At 72.4% G+C, this 19,568-nt stretch carries 16 protein-coding genes; 5 read left to right on the forward strand and 11 right to left on the reverse strand.

Going from position 1 to position 19,568, the window contains the following annotated elements; genetic code table 11:
• Positions 1–20 precede the first annotated feature (20 nt).
• Entirely contained in the window at positions 21–266 is a 246-nt protein-coding gene (locus ABFY03_RS22030) for a DUF397 domain-containing protein (RefSeq protein ID WP_346170682.1), read from the reverse strand.
• On the reverse strand, positions 263–1,126 hold the full coding sequence (locus ABFY03_RS22035; RefSeq protein WP_346170683.1) for a helix-turn-helix domain-containing protein: 864 nt from the start codon (positions 1,124–1,126) through the stop codon (positions 263–265). Before ABFY03_RS22035 ends, ABFY03_RS22030 begins: the two co-directional genes overlap by 4 nt.
• A gap of 91 nt (positions 1,127–1,217) precedes the next feature.
• On the opposite strand from ABFY03_RS22035, the gene ABFY03_RS22040 reads away from it, so the two are divergent.
• Positions 1,218–1,640 (forward strand): ATP-binding protein, encoded by a 423-nt coding sequence (locus ABFY03_RS22040; protein ID WP_346170684.1) that lies wholly within the window; start codon positions 1,218–1,220, stop codon positions 1,638–1,640.
• On the opposite strand, the gene ABFY03_RS22045 is transcribed toward ABFY03_RS22040, so the two are convergent.
• The 7 genes from ABFY03_RS22045 to ABFY03_RS22075 all read right to left on the reverse strand — a co-directional run bounded on the left by ABFY03_RS22045 (position 1,641) and on the right by ABFY03_RS22075 (position 14,234).
• The gene (locus ABFY03_RS22045) at positions 1,641–3,902 is read right to left on the reverse strand and encodes an FG-GAP repeat domain-containing protein (protein ID WP_346170685.1); all 2,262 of its coding nucleotides are present in this window, start codon (positions 3,900–3,902) and stop codon (positions 1,641–1,643) included.
• Positions 3,903–3,921: 19 nt separating this feature from the next.
• Positions 3,922–6,180, reverse strand: coding sequence for an FG-GAP repeat domain-containing protein (locus ABFY03_RS22050; RefSeq protein WP_346170686.1), 2,259 nt, complete (start codon positions 6,178–6,180; stop codon positions 3,922–3,924).
• Between the two features lie 23 nt (positions 6,181–6,203).
• Complete coding sequence (locus ABFY03_RS22055; protein WP_346170687.1) at positions 6,204–8,480, reverse strand: FG-GAP-like repeat-containing protein; 2,277 nt, start codon at positions 8,478–8,480, stop codon at positions 6,204–6,206.
• 119 nt (positions 8,481–8,599) lie between these two features.
• Positions 8,600–10,828, reverse strand: coding sequence for an FG-GAP-like repeat-containing protein (locus ABFY03_RS22060; protein ID WP_346170688.1), 2,229 nt, complete (start codon positions 10,826–10,828; stop codon positions 8,600–8,602).
• A 133-nt stretch (positions 10,829–10,961) separates the two neighbouring features.
• On the reverse strand, positions 10,962–13,163 hold the full coding sequence (locus tag ABFY03_RS22065) for an FG-GAP-like repeat-containing protein (protein ID WP_346170689.1): 2,202 nt from the start codon (positions 13,161–13,163) through the stop codon (positions 10,962–10,964).
• A gap of 148 nt (positions 13,164–13,311) precedes the next feature.
• The gene (locus tag ABFY03_RS22070; RefSeq protein WP_346170690.1) at positions 13,312–13,824 is read right to left on the reverse strand and encodes a mycothiol transferase; all 513 of its coding nucleotides are present in this window, start codon (positions 13,822–13,824) and stop codon (positions 13,312–13,314) included.
• On the reverse strand, positions 13,824–14,234 hold the full coding sequence (locus ABFY03_RS22075; RefSeq protein ID WP_319007441.1) for a DnaJ family domain-containing protein: 411 nt from the start codon (positions 14,232–14,234) through the stop codon (positions 13,824–13,826). Before ABFY03_RS22075 ends, ABFY03_RS22070 begins: the two co-directional genes overlap by 1 nt.
• A gap of 136 nt (positions 14,235–14,370) precedes the next feature.
• Between ABFY03_RS22075 and ABFY03_RS22080 the strand changes: the two genes are divergently transcribed.
• The gene (locus ABFY03_RS22080) at positions 14,371–15,255 is read left to right on the forward strand and encodes a M23 family metallopeptidase (protein ID WP_346170691.1); all 885 of its coding nucleotides are present in this window, start codon (positions 14,371–14,373) and stop codon (positions 15,253–15,255) included.
• 119 nt (positions 15,256–15,374) lie between these two features.
• Here ABFY03_RS22080 and ABFY03_RS22085 read toward each other — a convergent pair whose 3' ends face one another.
• Positions 15,375–15,578, reverse strand: a complete 204-nt coding sequence (locus tag ABFY03_RS22085) for a cold-shock protein (protein WP_030235313.1) — start codon at positions 15,576–15,578, stop codon at positions 15,375–15,377.
• Between the two features lie 285 nt (positions 15,579–15,863).
• On the opposite strand from ABFY03_RS22085, the gene ABFY03_RS22090 reads away from it, so the two are divergent.
• The 3 genes from ABFY03_RS22090 to ABFY03_RS22100 all read left to right on the forward strand — a co-directional run bounded on the left by ABFY03_RS22090 (position 15,864) and on the right by ABFY03_RS22100 (position 18,805).
• On the forward strand, positions 15,864–16,730 hold the full coding sequence (locus tag ABFY03_RS22090; RefSeq protein ID WP_346170692.1) for a menaquinone biosynthetic enzyme MqnA/MqnD family protein: 867 nt from the start codon (positions 15,864–15,866) through the stop codon (positions 16,728–16,730).
• Between the two features lie 268 nt (positions 16,731–16,998).
• Positions 16,999–18,198 carry a cyclic dehypoxanthinyl futalosine synthase gene (gene mqnC / locus ABFY03_RS22095; RefSeq protein WP_346170693.1) on the forward strand — a complete coding sequence of 400 codons (1,200 nt, stop codon included), beginning with the start codon at positions 16,999–17,001 and terminating at the stop codon, positions 18,196–18,198.
• 7 nt (positions 18,199–18,205) lie between these two features.
• Positions 18,206–18,805 (forward strand): imidazolonepropionase-like domain-containing protein, encoded by a 600-nt coding sequence (locus ABFY03_RS22100; protein ID WP_319007445.1) that lies wholly within the window; start codon positions 18,206–18,208, stop codon positions 18,803–18,805.
• On the opposite strand, the gene ABFY03_RS22105 is transcribed toward ABFY03_RS22100, so the two are convergent.
• Positions 18,790–19,560 carry a hypothetical protein gene (locus ABFY03_RS22105; protein ID WP_346170694.1) on the reverse strand — a complete coding sequence of 257 codons (771 nt, stop codon included), beginning with the start codon at positions 19,558–19,560 and terminating at the stop codon, positions 18,790–18,792. The two genes, ABFY03_RS22100 and ABFY03_RS22105, sit on opposite strands and share 16 nt — an antisense overlap.
• Between the last annotated feature and the right edge of the window lie 8 nt (positions 19,561–19,568).

A 19,568-nucleotide genomic window follows, 5' to 3' on the forward strand; every position in this document is an offset into this window, starting at 1 on the left:
GGGCCGGGCGCTTCCGCCGTTCACGCCCGAGGCGCCCCCGCGACGAACGCCGCCCAGGCGGCGGGGGAGAGGGCGAGCTGGGGGCCGTGGGGGACCTTGGAGTCACGGACGTGGATGGTGGTGGGGTGAAGGGCGACTTCGACGCACTCTCCGCCTTCGCCGCCGCTGTAGCTGGACTTGCGCCAGTCGTAGGCGACCTCGATGCACTCTCCGCCGGAGCCGCCGCTGTAGCTGCTCTTGAACCAGGCCAGATGTGCGGTGCTCATAGCTCTCCCAGCAATTTCTCGAGGTGCTCCAGGGACTCCCGGGGCGTGAGTGCCTGCGCGCGCATGATCCCATACCGCTCGCTGTACATCCGGACCTCGTCGGGGTCGGTGATGAGGCGTGCGTGCTGGTAGCTCTCGATGTACGAGACCTCCCGCTTTCCCTTCAGTGTGAGAAGCGTGAACTGGCCTTCCAGGGCGGGGTGTTCCTCGCAGTCGATCGGCATGACCTGAAGGTGCACACTCCAGAGTTTCGCTACCGCGATGATGCGCCGGAGCTGCTCCCGAAAGGCATCTCGTCCGCCCAGTGGGCGGCGGAGGGCGGCCTCTTCGATGACGAAGCTCATCGTCGGCGCCGGCTGCTTCTCGAAGATGACCTGACGGGCCAGCCGGTCGGTGAGACGCTTCTCAACAGTCGCCTCGTTGTACAGCGGACGACGATGCCGGAACACGGCCTCCGCGTATCCCTGCGTCTGCAGGATGCCCGGCACGGCCTGCGGGGCGAAGTAGTGCAACGCCACCGCTTCCGCCTCCGCAGCCGCGAAACTCCGGAACCAGTCCGGGTGTCTCGTCCGCGCCTGCGCCAGCGCCTTCTCCGTGTCCTCCACGGCCGCCGCCAGCACCCCGCCCGCGTTCAACGCCTCCTCCGCCCGCAACAGGAAATCCGGCTGCGGCGTCCGCACCCCCCTCTCCATCGCCGAGACGAGATCCTCACTGCAGTGCGCGGCCGACGCGAGCTGCGCCTGGCTCAGGCCCGCGTTCGTGCGCAGCACCTTGATGATTTTCCCCAGCGCCTTGAACAAGTGCGCCGTACCGTCCACTTCGGAGGGCTTCTCCGGCCGCTCCTCGTGCTTCCCCGACATCCGTACCGCCCTCTTGGCGTACCCGTACAGTTACCCAGCGTCGTGGCGTCGCTGCTGGTCAGCGTACGGCGGGGGCGCCACTCTCGACGTCATGAAGCCGGAAATCACCCCTCAAAGAAGTGAGCCCGCGCCGGAGTTCGCGCTGCGACTGAGCCCCACGCCCCGGGGCGCGCGCCTGGCCCGCCTGCTCGCGGCGCACCAGCTGCGGGACTGGGGCGTCACGGGCGAGGCGGCGGAGGCGGCGGAGCTGGTGGTGGCCGAGCTGGCGAACAACGCGGTCCGGCACGGCCGGGTCCCGGGCCGCGACTTCGAGCTCCGCATGGAGCACACGGGCGACCACGTGACGGTCGAGCTCGCGGACGCGCGGGCGGAGCGTCGCCCGTCACCGTGCCGGAACCCGGACGAGGGTGGCTACGGACTCCTCCTCGTAGCCACCCTCACCACCACCTGGGGCGTCAAGGACCGCCAGGTCGGCAAGACGGTCTGGGCGACGGTCCCGCTGACCGGCCGCTGATCAGGCGAAGAGGTCGAACGTCCGGCCGCGCTGGAGGGCGTACACCCCTTCCCCGGGGTGGAACGGCGCCTGCCACGCGCCCGTGCCCCGGTAGAGGAACGGCTTCGGGATGCCGTAGTCGACGTAGGCCGCGTACAGGTCGAGCCTGCCGTCCCGGTCGGCGTCGCCGGACCCGATCAGGTCGTCGTAGCGCTGCCATCCGCTGCCGATCCTGGTGCGGGCGGCGAAGGTGCCGTCGCCCTTGCCGAGGTAGAGCCAGAGGACGCCGGAGCGGTCGCGGGCGACGAGATCGCCGGCCGGACCGCCCGCGAGGTTCCCGGTGGCCGCGATCCGGTCGTAGCCCTGCCAGCCGCCGCTGCCGATCAGCCGGCGGGCGGCGAGGGGCGCGGTCGCCGAGCCGGTGCCCCGGTACATCCACAGCCGGCCGGAGCGGTCGGTGGCGACCAGGTCGGGGCGGCCGTCGCCGGTGAGGTCGCTGCCGCCGGTCAGGTGGACGTACGTGTTCCAGCCACCGCCGATCCGGGTGCGGGCGGTGAACGGGGCCGTGCCGTTGCCGGTGCCCTGGTACAGCCAGAGGACGCCGTCCCGGTCGCGGGTGACGAGGTCGGGGGCGAGGCCGCCGGCGAGGTTCCCGGCGGCCTCGATCCGGTCGTACACCTGCCAGCCTCCGCCGACGGGCGATTCCGGGTTCTGGTAGGTCTCCTGCCAGTCTGCTCGGTGGTGGACGTCCTGGAGAAACAGGTTGCCGGAGGTGTCGCGGGCCAGGATGTCCGGGGAGCCGTCGCTGTCGTAGTCGTGCGTGCCGGTCTTGCGCGTGACCGTGAAGGAACCGGACGCCTTCAGGGCGGGTCCGATGCCGTTGAGCGGGGTCGCGGTGATCTGCCAGGTGTACGGGCCGGCCGAGGCGGAGGTCCAGAAGCCGGAGGTGCTCTGCCAGTCGAGCGTGCCGCTCCAGTCGAACCGCATCGGCTGCGGGTCCTCCTCGCCCGTCGACGGGTCGACGGGCTCCGTGAGCGACTCGCCTGTGCGGGTGTTGCGGAGGGTGACCCACATGTTGACGTTGTTGCGGCTGAGGTACCAGGCCATGGAGAGCGCGCCGCCGGTGCGGTCGAGGTCGACCGTCGCGGGGACCGTGTGGCGGAGAAGGGCGACCTGCGTCGGCTCGCCCGTCGTGGCGAGCCGGGTGGCGGCCGGGGCGCCGTCCGTGCCGGGGGCGATCCGGTAGAGGCCCTCGCCGCCGGCGACGGTGCCGCCGACGAGGCTCTGCGTGTCGCCGGCGGTGTCGGACGCGGAGACCGTGTGGTCGAGGAGCTTGCGCGTGGTCGTGCCGGTGAGACTGCGGGCGGTCAGCGCGTGGAGCGGGCTCTCCTTCTCGCTCAGGAGACCTCCGGGCCGGGAGTAGGTGACCCAGCTGCCGGTCAGGCCCAGGAGCAGCCTGCCCGGGCTGGGCATCGGGAGGCGCTGGACCTTCTGGGTGGCGCGGTCGAGGACGACGATGCTCGTACCCGCACCCGACTCGTATTCGGTCCAGGCGACGTGCCCGGCGGAGACGGCGTAGGCGTCTTCCCCGGCTGCGCCCCCGAACCCGATCCGGCGGGAGGAGGAGACGGTTGCGGAGGCGAGGTCCACGACCGCCCAGTGACGGGATGCCGTGGTCGTCCCGTCACCGGTGATATAGCTCACCAGGGCCTCGTCGTCCGCACCCGCCACCACGTGCAGTCCGGACGCGCCCGCGGGCAGCCCGGTCACCGTGCGGCGCTCCGGCCCGTTCGGACCGGGGGAGTAGACGTCCAGGGGGCCGTGGCCCGAGAGGTCGGCGCGGGCGAAGAGGTGGGAGCCGACGGCGCCCCCGTACCGCTCCCACGGGAGGGGCACGGAGAAGAGGTCCGTGCCCGCCGCCATGTCCCTCAGGACGGCGGTGCCGGAGCCCTGGAGGACCGCGACGTCCGAGTCCTGCGAGAGGAAGATGCGGGGCTGGTACGGGAAGGTCTTCACCGCCCCGTCGGCGAGGCGGGTCCAGTGCATGAGGGTCGGATCGTCCCCGTCCCTGCTCAGGAATCCGGTCTTGCCGATCCCCCAGACCTTGTCCCCGGGCTTGAGGACGGGCGTTGTGGCCGCGGCACCGGCGGGCACGGCGGCGATGACGGCGGACGGGGACGCCGCGACCGCCGGGGCGGTCGCGGTCGCGCCGGCCGTCACCGCGAGGGTGACGGCGAGGGCCGCGCCCAGGAGACGCGGGGCGGTGCTTCTGTGGTGCCTCATGAGGTAGGTGTCTCCAAGGTCAGAAGAGGAGGTCGGAGCGGGCCGCGTCCCAGTCCACCGGGGTCGTCACGGCTCCTTCGAAGGGCGCGCGCCAGTCGCCGGTGCCCTTGTAGCGGAGGAAGACCGTCCGACCGGCACGGTCGAGGGTGACGGCGAGGAAGTCGGGGCGGCCGTCGCGGCCGAAGTCGCCGATGGGGATCAGGTGGTACATCCGGTCCCAGCCGCCGCCGACCCGGACGCGCGGCGCGAAGGCGCCGTCGCCCTTGCCGAGGTACAGCCACAGGACGCCGGAGCGGTCGCGGGCGAGGAGATCGCCGGCCTTCGCACCGCCGAGGTTGCCGGGGGCGGTGATGGTGTCGTACGTGCCCCAGCCGCCGCCGATCCGCTTGCGCGGGGCGAAGGGCTTGGTGCCGTCGCCGGTGGCCTTGTACAGCCACAGGACGCCGGAGCGGTCGGTGGCGACCAGGTCGGGACGGCCGTCGCCGGTCAGGTCCGAGCCCGCCGCCAGCTTGTCGTACGTGTTCCAGCCGCCGCCGATCGGCGTGCGCCTGGCGAGGGCGGTGCCCTTGTTCGCGTAGAACCACAGGACGCCGGACCGGTCGCGGGCGATCAGGTCGGAGGCCGGACCGGCGTCCAGGTTGCCGGTGGCGAGGATCCGGTCGTAGACGCTCCAGCCGCCGCCCCGGTTCGTCCCGGTCCACGGAAGCCAGGCGTGGGGCTCGAAGAGGATCTGGCGGGTGTCGTACGACACGAGCTGCCCGTCCCTGTTCCGCGTCAGGAGGTCCGGGAAGGCGCTGCCCGAGTAGTCGTGCTGGACGGGCTTGTTCGTGACCTCGAAGGTGCCGGACTTCTTCAGCACCCCGCCGACGCCGTTGGTCGGCGTGGCGGTCATCGTCCAGGTGTAGGTGCCGGTCGGGGCGGAGATCTGGTCCTCGAAGAGACCGTTCCAGTCGAATCCGATGTGCCCGAACACGGGCGAGGCGATCCGGTCGTCGTCCACGGGACGGCTCTCCGTCCACGTGCGGCCCGACGCGGAGTGGGTGATCCGGAAGTCGACCCAGGCCCTGCCGCGCCCGAACCGCCAGTCGAAGTGGGCCGACGAGCCGGGCGCGCTGAAGTCGGCGGTGGTCGGGACCGACTGCGCCACCACACCGAGTGTCGTCCGCAGGCCGGTGAGCGCGACCGGGGTGACGACGGGCCCGCCGTCGGCGCCGGGGACGATCCGGTACACGCCCTCGCCGTGGGCGGACGTGCCGCCCTGGACGAGGAGTTCGGTCCCGCCGCCGTAGTACGTCGTCGTGCTGTCGAGCAGGGTGACGGGCGTTCCGCCGGTCACCGGGACCGCCCGCAGCGGGTGGAGCGGGTTGGGGCCTTCGGCGGTGTACCCGCCGGTCACGCCGTACAGGACCCAGCCGCCCACCAGCGAGACCGAGAGCCCCTTCTCCTGGGCTGCCACCGTGTGCCGGACGGTGGCGGTCGAGCCCCGGCGGGCCGTCACCACGACCGACACGCCGCCGGCGAGCCGTTCCACCCAGGCCACGTGCGTGGCGGAGGCCGAGACGTTGGAAGCCGTGTGCACGGCCGGGACGGACCGGTCGTCGACGACCTTCGCCTCCGCGAGGTCCACGACGGCGAGCCGCTTCCCGCTGACGCCGTTCACCGTGCCGGTGTAACGGACGACGAGGAGGCCGGGCACGGTGGGCCGGGTGAAGTCGATCCTCGTGTCCGCCGGAAAGCCGGTGATCGCCCGGCCCGCGGCCTGGCCCCCCTCCGCCGTGGACACGACGTGCAGGGTGTGGCGCCGGAGGGAGTCCTCCGTCCGCATCACCAGCGTGCGTCCCACCAGGCGCTCGAGCTTCGCCGAGGGCCCGAGGAACGCGGTGTCGACGGCGACGGGCTCGCCGCCCGCCGCCATGTCGTACAGGTGGTACGCGGTGCCGTCCTGGCGCACCACGACGTCACCGCCCACCGCGCCCACGTAGGGCGTCGCGGTGGAGGGCAGCGTGGTCGAGACGCCGTCCGCGTACCGGGTCCACCGGTAGTCGAGCCCCTCGGACTCGTACCCGACCCGGCTGAGAAAGCCGGACGACCCCCAGCCCCGCAGGGCCGACGTCGGGTCGATGACGGCGGGAGCGGACTCCGCCTCCGCGGTGGCGCCGACGGCGGCGGCCGGCGACGCCACGGCCGCCGGGGTGGCCGCCAGGCCGCCGGCCGTCACCGCGAGGGTGACGGCGACGGCGGTCGCGAGGCGGCGGGGGGTGCGGTGGTGCTGCTTCATGGTGGTCCAGGGGAGGAGAAGGGTCAGAAGACGACGGGGCGGGTGCCGTACGGGGAGTCGTACGGAGGGATGCCGATCGTCTCGGCTCTGCCGAAGGGGGCCTTCCAGTCGCCGGTGCCCTTGTAGACCGTGAGCCAGGGGTCCTGCTGCGTGCCGCTCTCCGCGATCAGGTCGGCGCGGCCGTCCCGGTTCACGTCACCGATGTTGACCACCTGGCCGTAGACGCCCCAGCCGGCGCCGACCCGGACGCGCGGCGCGAAGGTGCCGTCGCCCTTGCCGAGGTAGAGCCACAGGACGCCGTCGCGGTCGCGGGCGAGCAGGTCGCCGGAGGCGGCGCCGCCGAGGTTGCCGGGGGCGGTCAGGAGGTCGTACGTGTTCCACCCGCCGCCGATCCGCGTGCGGGGCGCGAAGGGCTTGGTGCGGTCGCCGGTGGCCTTGTACAGCCACAGGACGCCGGAGCGGTCGGTGGCGACGAGGTCGGGGCGGCCGTCGCCGGTCAGGTCGGAGCCCGCCGCCAGCTTGTCGTAGGTGCTCCAGCCCCCGCCGACGCGGACCGGCGTGGCGAGGGAGTGGCCCGTGCCCGGGTACAGCCACAGGTCGCCGGTGTCCTTGCGGCGGGCCAGGACGTCCGCGTACGGCGACGCGTCGAGGTTCCCGGCGGACAGCAGCCGGTCGTAGACGTACCAGCCGCCGCCGCGCTCGGTCCGCTCCCAGTCCCGCTCGGGGGCGGCGAGGAACTGCCGGACGTCGTACGAGGCGAGGTGGCCCGAGCCGTCCCGGAAGAGCAGGTCGGGGGAGCCGCTGTCGGAGTAGTCGTGCGCGGCGATGCCGCTGTCGACGGTCAGGGTGCCGGTCCGCACGACCTTGCCGCCGACCCCGCTCATCGATTCGACGGTCATCTCCCAGGTGTAGGCCCCGTTGTAGGCGGCCGTCCCGGTGTAGGCCAAGCGGTGGGCCTGGGTGTCGTAGCCGCCGAGCGTCCCGTCCCAGTCGAACGTCGCCTCGGTCTGGGTGCCCGTGAGTGGCCGGCCCTGGGACCAGCTCCTGCCCGACTTCGTGTGGGTCACCCGGAGGTGCACCCGCACGTCGCTGCGGCCGTACGTCCACCGCAGCACCGCCTTGGCGCCGGCGCGGCGGAAGTCGGCGGTGGCCGGCACCTGTTCGGTCAGGACGGTGGTCGGCGTGGTCGCTCCGTTGGTGGCCAGCACGGTCGCCGTCGGCCGTCCGTCCGCGCCGGGTGCGATCCGGTAGACGCCCTTGCCGCCCTCGGGCGTGGTGCCCTGGGCGAGCAGAGCGCTGTCGGCCCCGGTCACCGCTCCCAGGTTGCCGAGAAGACCGGTGACGGTCGTCCCGTCCGTGAGGGAGACGGCCGTCAGGCCCTTCCCGGATGTGCCGTACACGGCCCAGTCACCCAGCAGGGAGACCCACACGGAGCTCCAGCTGGTCGCGAAGGTCGGGTGCCGTGTGGTCTGCGTGGTGCCCCGGCGGGCTGTCACCAGGGTCACGTTGTTCTGGGAGTCCGATTCGGTCCACGCCAGGTGGGTGGCCGAGACCGCGATGCTCCCGTTGGGGGAGAAGCGGGGCACGGCCCGGTCCTCCACGACCTTCGCGGTCGCGAGGTCCACGACGGCCAGGCGCTGTCCGGTCACGCCGCCGGCCGTACCCCTGTACTGGACGGCCAGGACGCCGGCAGGGGAGTACATGATGTTGTTGACGTCCGCATCGGCGGGAAGGCCGGACACCTGGCGGTGGACGACCGTTCCGGCGGGCTTGGAGACCAGGTGCACGCTCTCGCGCTGGGGTCCGTCGTACCGCACCATCACGAGAGAGGCCCCCGCGAGTTCCCAGAGGTACGCGTTCGTGCCGACGGAGGTGGTGTCGATGTCGACGGACGCGCCGCCAGCCATGTCCAGCAGCCGGTACCCGCTCCGGCCCGTCTGCACCGCGACGCGGTCGCTGTCGGGAGTCGTGACGGGCCTGGGGCTCAGGTCGGAGTATCTGGGCAGAGGGGTGACCGCTCCATCCTCGAGCCGGTGCCACCGATAGGCGACGTCCGTGCCGTCGTTGACGACGGTGTTGGTCACGAAGCCGTTCGCCCCCGAGCCGTCCAGCCAATCGTCGGTGCCGATGACGAAGGGTCCTGACTGCTCCACCGAGGCGGACGCGGCCACCGGAACGGCCGGCGCGGCGAACGAGGGCGCGGCGGTCGCGGCCGTGCCGGCCGTGACCGCGAGAGCGACCGTGACGGCGACGGCGAGGCGCCGGCGGACGGGGCGGCCGGCCGGGCTGAGGTGCTTCAAGGGGATTCCTCCCGAAGTCTGTGGTCGAGACGTCGGTGCGTCTCGACCACAGGACTCCTGAAGGCCGTTCAGGGTTGTACGACAGTTCTCAGGTCGAAACCCCGTTCGTCAGGCCGGGCTCACGACACGCTCGTGAACTTGCCGCCCTCGCCCGCGTACAGCGTCGTCGGCTGCCGCGTGAACGCCCCCGTCGCCGTGCCGTTCGAGCGGTAGACGTACGTGCCGCCCGTCCCGTACGCGATCAGGTCCGGGCGGCCGTCGTTGGTGACGTCGCCCGCGCCGACGAGCTGGCTGAAACCGCCCCAGCCGCCGCCGACCCGGACGCGCGGGAGGAAGGAGAAGCCGTTGGACTGGTACAGCCAGAGCACGCCGTCCTTGTCGCGGGCGATCAGCTCGCCGCCCGCGTCGCCCACGATGTTCCCGACGGCCGTGATCTGGTTGTAGACGCCCCAGCCGCCGCCCACCCGGATCCGGGGGAAGTACGGCTTGGCCGGGTCGCCGGTGGCCCGGTAGTACCAGAGGACGCCGGAGGTGTCGGCGGCGAACAGGTCCGAGGAGCGGTCCGCCGTCTGCCAGTCCGAGCCCGCCGCCAGCTGGGTGTAGACGCCCCAGCCGCCGCCGACCCGCACCCGGGTGTTGAAGGTGCCGTCGCCCTTGCCGGTGTAGGACCAGAGCACGCCCGAGCCGTCGACGGCGATCAGGTCGCCGGTCGCGCCGCCGTCGACGGTCCCGGCGGCCTCGATCTTCTTGTACGTGTTCCAGCCGGTGCCGATCCTCGTCCGCTTGGCCGGCTTCGCCTGGCCGTCGACCGGCCAGTCGTACAGGTCGTCCCGCCACAGCACGCCGGCGGCGTCCCGGGCGAGGACGTCGGTGGAGCCGTTGTCGTTGAAGTCGTGCAGGTTGGCCGAGCGGGACACGACGAGGGAACCGCTGGTCGGCAGCGGGCCGGTGCCGTCGGCGCCCTTGGCGGTGATCTGCCAGGTGTAGGTGCCGTTCGGGGCGCTGATGCCGTCGATGATCCCGTTCCAGGAGTACGCGAAGCGGGGCTCCCCGTGCACGGGCGGGATCATGTGGGTGGTGAGCTTCTTGCCGGTGCGCTGGTGGGTGAGGGTGAGCTGCACGTCCGCGTCGGCGCGGGTCAGCTCGACCGACATCGGGACGCTGGTCCCGGCCTTCTCCAGGTTCGCCGTCGCGGGTACGGAAGCGGAGACGACCTTCAGCGCCACGACCGCGCCGGTGTCGGCGACGAGTTCGGGTGTCAGCTCGCCGTTCCGGCCGATGCGGAACACGCCGTCGGCGTTGGACGTCGCGCCGCGCACCACGAGGCTTCCGTCGCTGTGGCGGGCGACGGAGGAGAAGTTCTCCAGGACCTTGTACGGGGCTCCGCCCGTGGCGAGGTTCCGCGCGTACAGCGGAGTCAGGACGTCCGACCCGGCGGAGGGGTCACGCCGGGCGGCGTAGAAGGCCGTGTCGCCGACGATCCCGGCGAGGACCGGGACGCCCTGGATGTCGGTGAGCGGCACCCGCTTGACGGTGGTGGTTCCGAGGACCGTCGCGGTCAGGGTGTGCCCGCCGTCCGTCGCCCGCGTGACGGTCGCCTTGTACTTCGGGGTGAGGGCGCCCGTCACCGTCGCGACGTCCCAGTTCCAGCCGGGGCCGTATCCGTAGGGCACCACCGAGCCGGTGGGCACGGGGATCACGACGCTCCAGGAGTGGGGCTCCCAGTTCCCGTTCACCTGGTGCTCGCCCTGGCCCATGATGAGGACGGTGGGCCGCCCGTCCGCGTCCCGGCCCGCCGCCACGACCTTGTGTGCGGTCTCGCGCTCGCCCTTGAAGAGGTTCGACAGCTTGAGCTTGCTGACGACGCCGTTGGTGTGCGTCAGCTGCCACAGCTCGCGGCCCAGGCCGTCGGCCGTCGGGCGGCTCTCGTAGGCGACGTCGTAGGCCACACCGGCCAGTTCGCCGCTCAGCGAGTGGTTGGCGTACGCCCCGGTGAGCGGGTTGTGGGCGGTGACGCCCACCTCGTTCCGCGTCACGATCCAGTCGGAACCGCTGTCGTACGCCCGCGTGTTGCCGTACGGCGTCACCGTGCCGTCCGGCTTGTGCAGGCTCAGCCGCTCCTCGCCGTTCTCGTCGGTGCAGGTCGTGAGGTAGCCGTAGGCGCCCGCGGCCACGACCTCGGCACCGACCGGCAGCAGCCCGGCCGCGGACGGTACGCACCGCTCGGCGGTCGCGCCGACGGGGGCGGCCACGGCGGGGGCGGTGACGAGGGTGCCCGTCACGGCCCCGACGGTGGCGAGGGTGACGAGGGCGGCGGCGAGCCGGCGCCCGGTGATGTGGTGGTTCACTGTGCTCCCGATCGTGAGGGAATTCGTGAGGGAATTCGCGAGGGCCTGCGTGAAGGACGGAGATCGGTACAGGTCTTCGCCGAGGGGCCCGCAGGCCCCTCGGGGTTCTTCACGGGCGAGCCCGGCCGTGCGGCTACGCGATGTTGCTGAACTTGCTGCCCTCGCCCACGAACACCGAGGTGTTCAGGCGGGTGAAGGTCCCGTAGACCGTGCCGTTCGCGTGGTAGACGTACGTGCCGCCCGGCCCGTAGGCGAGCAGGTCCGGCCGACCGTCGTTGTCGACGTCCCCGGCGCCGACGAGCTGGCTGAACGCGCCCCAGCCGCCGCCGATCTTGGTGCGGGCGAGGAAGGTGCCCTTGCCGGTGCCCTGGTAGAGCCAGAGGACGCCGGACGTGTCGCGGGCGACGAGGTCGCCGGCGGCGGTGCCGGCGATGTTCCCGACGGCCGTGAGCTGGTTGTAGATCCCCCAGCCGCCGCCCACGCGGACCCGGGTCGCGAACGGCCTGGCGAGGTCGCCGGTGCCCTTGTAGAACCACAGCACCCCGGAGCCGTCGGTCGCGAGCAGGTCGGACCGCCCGTCCCCGTCGAGGTCGGACCCGCCGGTGAGCTTGTTGTAGACGCCCCAGCCGCCGCCGACCTTCACCCGGGTGCCGAAGGTGCCGTCGCCCTTCCCGGCGTACGACCAGAGCACGCCCGAGCCGTCGAGGGCGATGAGGTCGCCGGTCGCGCTGCCGCCGATGTTCCCGACGGCCTCGATCTGCTTGTACGTGTTCCACCCGGAGCCGATCCGGGTGCGCTGTGCGGACTTGACCTGACCGCTCACCGGCCGGTCGCGCAGGTCGTCGCGCCACAGGACACCGGCGGCGTCCCGGGCGAGGACGTCGGTGGAGCCGTTGTCGGTGAAGTCGTGCGGGTTGGCGTTGCGCTGGATGCTCGTCAGCCAGCCCTGGTAGGCGGGCTCGCCGACCCCGTCGACCCGCATCGCCTCGGCCTCGACCGCGTACCTGCCGTTCGGCGCGTCCGTGCCGTCGTCGAGGACGCCGTCCCACGTGAAGGAGAAGCGGGTGCCCGTGCCGGGCGCCGGCACGTCCGCGTGGAACTCCCGGCCGGTGGCGGTGTGGGTGAGCGTGACGGTCAGGTGGACGTCGGCGCGCGAGAGCGTCCACGCCAGGGTGGCCTTGCCGCCGGTGCTGTCGAGGTTCACGCTGTCGGGGATGTGGACCTGCTCGATCTCCAGCGGCTCCGACGGGTCCATCTCCGCCACCTTGGTGACGGCCGGGGCGTCGCCGGCGCGCGGGTCGAGCCGGAACAGCCCGGTGCCGCCCTCGGCCGTACGGCCGCTCAGCAGCGCGCTGCCGTCGCCCCGCGAGACGAGACCGGTCACGGACTCGGCGAGGTCGACGGCCCGGCCGTCGGTCAGGGACACGGCCCGGCCGGGGCGCCAGTCGTTGCCGTACACCAGCCAGTCGCCGACGAGCGCGACGCTGTACTCGTCGTCAGGACCCAGGAGGGTCGTCTTCCGGACGCCCGTGGCGCGCTCGACGGACACGACGGCCCTGCTGGGGCCGCTCCACTCCGTCCAGGCGACGTGGGACGGGGAGAGCGTCATCGCGCTGGGGGCGTAACCGAGGGCGCCGGAGTCGTACGTCTCGACGACCGTTCCCGCCGCGGCGTCGATCACGGCCCGGCCGCCGGTCCGCGCGTCCACGGGGCCCGTCTCGTATCCGACGAGGATCTGGCCCCCCTCGGCGGCGGCATGGGTGAGGAACCGGTCGGCGCCCGCGGGCAGGCCCGTGATCTTCCGGGTCGTCGGCTCGGCGCCGTCCTGGGTCACGACGTGCAGTTCCGACGTGCCATCGCCCGCCGTCACCTCCGCGAGCACGCTCTTCGGGCCCAGCACGGCGACGAGGTGCGCGTCCAGCGCGCCGAGGTCGATCTCGACCACGGGCGCGGCCTGGTCGCGCATGTCCCGCAGGGTGACGGCGGTCGCCTGGGAGAAACTGCCGTGGTTGCTGACGGCGACCACGTCGCTTCCGGTCGGCACCCAGCCGCCGTTGTCGTACACGAGGTCGACGGGGGTCGCGGCGCTGCCGTCGAACGGCGTCCAGACCAGGCCGGCGTCGCCGTACGTGAGGAAGCCGGTCGAGCCGCCGCTCGTGACGGAGGAACCGGCCGGGAGCACCGGAAGCGCTTCGGCCTGCGCGGCCGCGACGGGCCCCGAGGTGGCCGCGGAGGCGGCCGGCGCCGTGGCGAGCGTGCCCGCGCCGAGCGCGGTGACGGCGAGGACGGCGGTGACGGCCGCGGCGAGACGCGGACGGGTGGTGCGGAACTGCAAGGAGACCCCCACGGGAAGACCCGGCACGGGGCGTGCCGTGCAGGGTCAGACTCGCGATCGGGTCGCGTGGTTGTACGGAAGATCGCGGATTCGTTCGATAGATGTCCCGCCAACCTCCGGCGGGGCAGGAGAGGTTGCGGGCCGCGCCTCACCCGCCCGTCCGCTCCACCACCCCGCGCACGTACCCCGCCTGCCCCGCGTGCTGCAGGTCCTCCGCGATCACCGACACCAGCCGGACGCCCAGCGTCACCGGGGGGTCCCAGGCCGTGTCCACCACCCGGTCCAGGTCCGCGTTCGTCACCGGCGCCAGCAGCGAGGCCGTCCGGTCGTGCACCGCGTCGTGGTAGCCGAGCAGCAGCTCCGCCGGCACCCGTACGGCCCCGACCTGCGCGGACGTATGGCCGTAGCCGGTCGCCGCGGGCGGGAACGGCAGGCCGAAGCGGTCCCGCCAGCCGTCGGAGCGCCACAGCTGCTCCGTGCCGAAGGCGCCCGCCAGGTGGTCGTCCTGGATGCGGGTGAGGTGCCAGACGAGCCAGGCGATCGAGTTGGCGTCCGGGTCGATCCGGGCGGCGAGCTCCTCCTCGCCGAGGTCCTGCACGGCCGCGTGGACGGCCTCCCGGATTCGGCCGAAGGAGTCGAGCAGCAGGCCGGCACTGTTCATCACGCCCCCTTGGGGTCGCGCGCCTCCCGCCACCGGGCCAGCTCCGCCTCGACGTCGAAGGGCGTCAGGTTCAGCGGCGGACCGGCCGGCGGGCGGCGCAGGGCTTCCGCGATCTTGGTGTTGATCTCGCCGAGGATCCGCCGGACCTGGCTCTCGGAGCCGGCCTCCGCGACCGCCGCGGCCGCGTCCTCGGCGTCCTTGCGCAGCTGGAGCGCCGGCGGCAGGACCGCCACGCCCTCCCGGTGCAGCTTCTGCTTGACCCACCACAGCTCGTCGTAGGGCGCGGTGTCGTCCGGAAGGGGCCTCCCGAAGCCGGGGAGCTCGCGGAACTCCCCGCGCTCGGCGGCCTCCCGGATCTGCTTGTCGACGAAGGACTCGAAGCTGACGCCCGGCGGTTTCCGTTCGGTCATGTGTCCAGCGTACGTATCGGGGCCGGTCCGCATGTGGTGCACGCGGGCTACTGCGGCGCCCGGACTTCCGGCACCCTGTGGTCGGTCAACGCGCGTCAACCCCTGTCACCTCACGCCCCGACGCCACGGAGGACCCATGCGTCACCCGCGTACGACTCGGCCCACGGCCCGGAAGGCCCCCGGCGGGCCCGCCCGCGTCCCCGCCCTCACCGCCCTGCTCGCGCTCCTCGCCGGGCTGCTCACGGTTCTCGGGACCGCCGGCACCGCCCATGCCGCGCCGCTCTTCAAGGCCCCCTTCGCCTGCGGGCAGAAGTGGACCTACAGCCACCACTCCGCCGAGGTCCGCCAGGCCCTCGACTTCTTCCGCTCCGACGGCGGCGCCACCGCCGGCGCCCCGGTCCTGGCCTCGGCCTCCGGCACCGCCTACCGCTACTCCCAGCCGAGCGGCGCCGGGAACTACATCGTGATCGACCACGGCGGCGGCTGGAAGACGTACTACTTCCACCTGAACGCCTACTCGGTCGCGCACGGCGCCGCCGTCTCCCAGGGCCAGCAGATCGGCACCACCGGCTCCACCGGCAACAGCTCCGGCGCCCACATCCACTACGAGCAGCTCTACAACGGCGTCGGCCAGACCATCGTGATCAACGGCGTCTCGCTCGCGCCCTACCCCGGCTCGTACGGCTCCAAGCACCTGACCAGCGACAACGGCTGCTCGGGCGGGGGCGGCGGGAAGTACTGGGTGGACACCTTCGCGAACGCCACCGGCTACGCGGCCGCCAACACGAACGACCCCCAGGGCGTCCTGAACGCGGGCACGAACTACGTCTACTGCAAGGTCTGGGGCCAGGAGATCCGTGACGCCTCCGGCAACTACAACCACTGGTGGCTCCGCACCGACCTCGACACCGTCTACGCCGGCAAGAACGGCTACGGCGCGTACGTCTCCGCCTACTACCTGTCCCGCTGGGGCAACGACGAGGCGCGCGACAACAACGGAACCGTCATCCCGAACTGCTGACCGCCGGCCTGCGGCCGACCCGCCCGGAAACGGGCAGGAGCCCCGCTCGTGCCGACAGGCGGCACGGAGCGGGGCTCCTTGGGTACTGCTCTAGAAGATCTCGATCGCCACTACGGCGTTCAGATCGCGGTGACGTTCTCCGCCTGCGGACCCTTCGGGCCCTGGGTGACGTCGAAGCTCACCGCCTGGTTCTCCTCGAGGGAACGGAAGCCGTTCGCGTTGATCGCGGAGTAGTGGACGAAGACATCCGGGCCGCCGCCTTCCTGGGCGATGAAGCCAAAGCCCTTTTCAGCGTTGAACCACTTGACGGTTCCGGTAGCCATGAGCCCTCCTATGGGCCAAAGGGTCGCCCTGCTCCAGAACCTGCAAACAAGTCTGAAAACTACAAAAGCCTGCGGGTCACATGCTCCGCAGGCTCTGTACTGCAAGGGAAACCAAACTGCAACTTGCGTCGAGCGTAGCACGCAGCGTGTGCGACGCGATAGAGGGAAAGATCACGTCACCCGCATGTTTGATCCCGACCCTAAGGCGCTGACGCGCCACGCCGGGGACCGGCCCGGATCTCCCCCGGCGATGTCCACCGTACGAGACGCGGCTAGCCTCGCGATGTGGACAATGCGAACGACGAGCACCAGCGCAGCCGGCCCCGCGTCGGGCACATCCAGTTCCTGAACTGCCTGCCCCTCTACTGGGGGCTCGCCAGGACCGGGACGCTCCTCGATCTGGAGCTGACCAAGGACACCCCCGAGAAGCTGAGCGAGCGGCTCGTCCGGGGCGACCTCGACATCGGCCCGATCACCCTCGTCGAGTACCTGCGCCACGCCGACCGGCTGGTCGCGCTCCCCGACATCGCCGTCGGCTGCGACGGGCCCGTCATGTCCTGCGTGATCGTCTCCCAGCGCCCCCTGGAGGAGCTGGACGGCGCCCGCGTCGCGCTCGGCTCCACCTCCCGGACCTCGGTGCGGCTCGCCCAGCTGCTGCTCGCGGAGCGGCACGGCGTCCGGCCCGCGTACTTCACCTGCCCGCCCGACCTGGGCCTGATGATGCAGGAGGCCGAGGCCGCGGTCCTCATCGGCGACGCCGCCCTGCGCGCCTCGCTGCACGACGCGCCCCGGCTCGGACTCCAGGTCCACGACCTCGGCCTGATGTGGAAGGAGTGGACGGGACTGCCGTTCGTCTTCGCCGTCTGGGCCGCCCGCAAGGAGTACCTGGAGCGCGAACCGGAGACCGTCCACAACGTCCACCGGGCCTTCCTCGCCTCCCGCGACCTCTCCCTCGACGAGGTCACCAAGGTCGCCGAACAGGCCGCCCGCTGGGAGGCATTCGACGCCGAGCTCCTGGAGCGCTACTTCCGCACGCTCGACTTCCGCTTCGGCCCCGAGCAACTCGCCGGAGTACGCGAGTTCGCCCGCCGCACCGGCCCGACGACCGGATTTCCGGCCGATGTGACGGTCGAACTGCTGCCGCCGGAATAGGCACGACCGCCGCAAAGGGGGCGCCGCAAAGGGGGCGCCGCCGGATAGGGCCGCCCGCGCCGCATAGGCACCCGTACCGCCGTCCGGCAATTCCCGCCCGCATTTCCCGGCCGGGGCCCGTATCCGCGCCTCCCCATTCCGCCCCCGGGAATCACGCGGCAGAACGTTCATCGGAAATTCACTCCGACGCGGACCCCGGCCCGGCGGCCCACCCCCGCTGGCGTACGCTGGGGCGGTCTGCCAACAACCCTCCGAAAGGGACGAACCGGTGACCGAGAAGGCCGACCTCCAGTCCGTTCTGGACCGCGCCGCCGCCGGCGGCCGGATCACCCCCGAGGAGGCGCTCGACCTGTACCGCTCGGCGCCCCTGCACGCCCTCGGCGCGGCCGCCGACGCCGTGCGCCGCCGCCGCTACGCCGGTACCGAGCACATCGCGACGTACATCATCGAGCGGAACATCAACTACACCAACGTCTGCGTCACGGCCTGCAAGTTCTGCGCCTTCTACGCCGCCCCGAAGGACACGGAGAAGGGCTGGACCCGGGACCTCGACGACATCCTGCGCCGCTGCGCGGAGACCGTCGAACTCGGCGGCACGCAGATCATGTTCCAGGGCGGCCACCACCCGGACTACGGCGTCGAGTACTACGAGAAGCACTTCGCCGCCATCAAGAAGGACTTCCCGCAGCTGGTCATCCACTCCCTCGGCGCCTCCGAGGTCGAGCACATGGCCCGCATCTCCGGCGTCTCCGTCGAGGAGGCGATCACCCGCATCCACGCCGCCGGCCTCGACTCCTTCGCCGGCGCCGGCGCGGAACTGCTCCCGGAGCGGCCGCGCAAGGCCATCGCGCCGCTCAAGGAGTCCGGCGAGCGCTGGCTGGAGATCATGGAGATCGCCCACAACCTGGGCGTCGAATCCACCTCCACCATGCTGATGGGCACCGGCGAGACCAACGCCGAGCGGATCGAGCACCTGCGGATGATCCGCGACGTGCAGGACCGGACGGGCGGCTTCCGGGCCTTCATCCCGTACACGTACCAGCCCGAGAACAACCACCTCAAGGGCCGCACGCAGGCCACCCTGTTCGAGTACCTGCGCATGATCGCCATCGCGCGGCTCTTCCTCGACAACGTGGCCCACATCCAGGGCTCCTGGCTGACCACCGGCAAGGAGGTCGGCCAGCTGTCGCTGCACTACGGCGCCGACGACCTCGGCTCGATCATGCTGGAGGAGAACGTCGTCTCCTCCGCCGGCGCCAAGCACCGCTCCAACCGCCTGGAGATCATCGACCTGATCCGCAAGGCCGGCCGCGTCCCGGCGCAGCGCGCCACGACGTACGAGCACCTCGTCGTCCACGAAGACCCGGCGAACGACCCGGTCGACGAGCGCGTCGCCTCGCACATCTCGTCCGTCGCGATCGAGGGCGGCACGGCGCACCCGGAGCTGAAGCTCCTCGACGCCAACTGACCCGCCGGTGCTCACCCTCCACGCCGCCGAGGCATCCCCGGAACTGGCCGTCCTCGTCGACGGCCCCCGGATCGCCGCCGTCGGCCCGTACGAGGAACTGGCCGAGGCACACCAGGACGCGCGCCTCCGCCGCTGGCCGGGCATCCTGCTGCCCGGCCTGCTCAACCCGTACGCCCCCGAGCTCCTGGAGCGGACCTACCACCCGGACCCGCGCGAGGCCGACGACCTCGGCACCGCGCCGATCACGGGGGAGCGGGCGGCCGAGCTCTTCCGCGCCGACCCGGCCCGCCTCGGCGCCAGCGCCCGCCGGGGCGTCCAGCGGATGCTGGCGCACGGCACGGTCGCGGTGGCGGGCGAACTCCGCACCCGCGCCGCCGCCGACGCGGTCCGCCGCGCCGGCCTGGCGACCGGCCGCCGCCCGGACACCCTCCCGGGCCCGCCGTCCCTCTCCCCGACCCCCCTGATCCTCCTTCCCCGTCCCACGCCCGGCGGCCCGGCCCGCTTCGCCGTCTTCGACGTCCCCGACCCGGCCACCCTGGTCCGCCGGGGCGCGTCGACCTGCGTGGCGACGGTCATCGACGGCCGGCTGGTCTACCGGGCCCGCTGAGCCTCCTCGGAGAGGAAGTCGGGGACCTCTCCCGGTGAGACCTGGACCGCGGTCAGCGGCGGCTCCTGCGGCTCCATCGGATCGGCGTCCGCCTCCCTCACCAGCTCCAGGAAGCGCGGGTCCCCGGTGACGGTGAACAGTCCCTTCGCGTTCACCGGCGCCTCCGCCTTCCCGCCGTACACGATGAGCGTGACCTGGCTCCTGCGGTACTGGTACCCCACCGTCACCCTGTCGCTCCACTCGCTGACCGGTCCGAGACGCAACGCGTCGCGCTCGCAGGGCGAGTTCCCCGCCGGCGCCTCCTCGCAGTGCCGCAGGGCCAGATCGGCGGCCTTCCGCACCGACACGACCATGCGGAAGACCTCGCCGTCGGCCTCGATCGCGTACTCGCTCACCTGGCCCTCCACCGGCCGGACGCCGGTGACGTTCGCGGGCAGCCTCTCGTCCAGCAGCGCCGCCATCCTCTGCTGGAACCGGGCGCGGCGCTCCCGTTCGGCCGCAGAAAGCCCCTCGCCGTCGACGGTCGAGGCGGCCGGCGTCGGCACACCGGGGCCGGCCCCCGGCAGCAGCGCGAGGCCGAGCGCTCCCGCCGTGACCACGGCGAAGGCGGCCGTACCGGCCGCGAGCCGGGAGCGGGCCCGGCGCCTGCGCCCCTCGCGCACCGCCAGAGGGACGAGATCGGGCAGCGGCGGCAGCGCGTCCGCCGTCCGGTCCAGGGCGTCGCGCAGCAGAACGCCGTCGAGGTGGTCTTCCACGGTGGACC

This window comes from Streptomyces roseofulvus, assembly GCF_039534915.1.
Lineage (GTDB): Bacteria > Actinomycetota > Actinomycetes > Streptomycetales > Streptomycetaceae > Streptomyces > Streptomyces roseofulvus.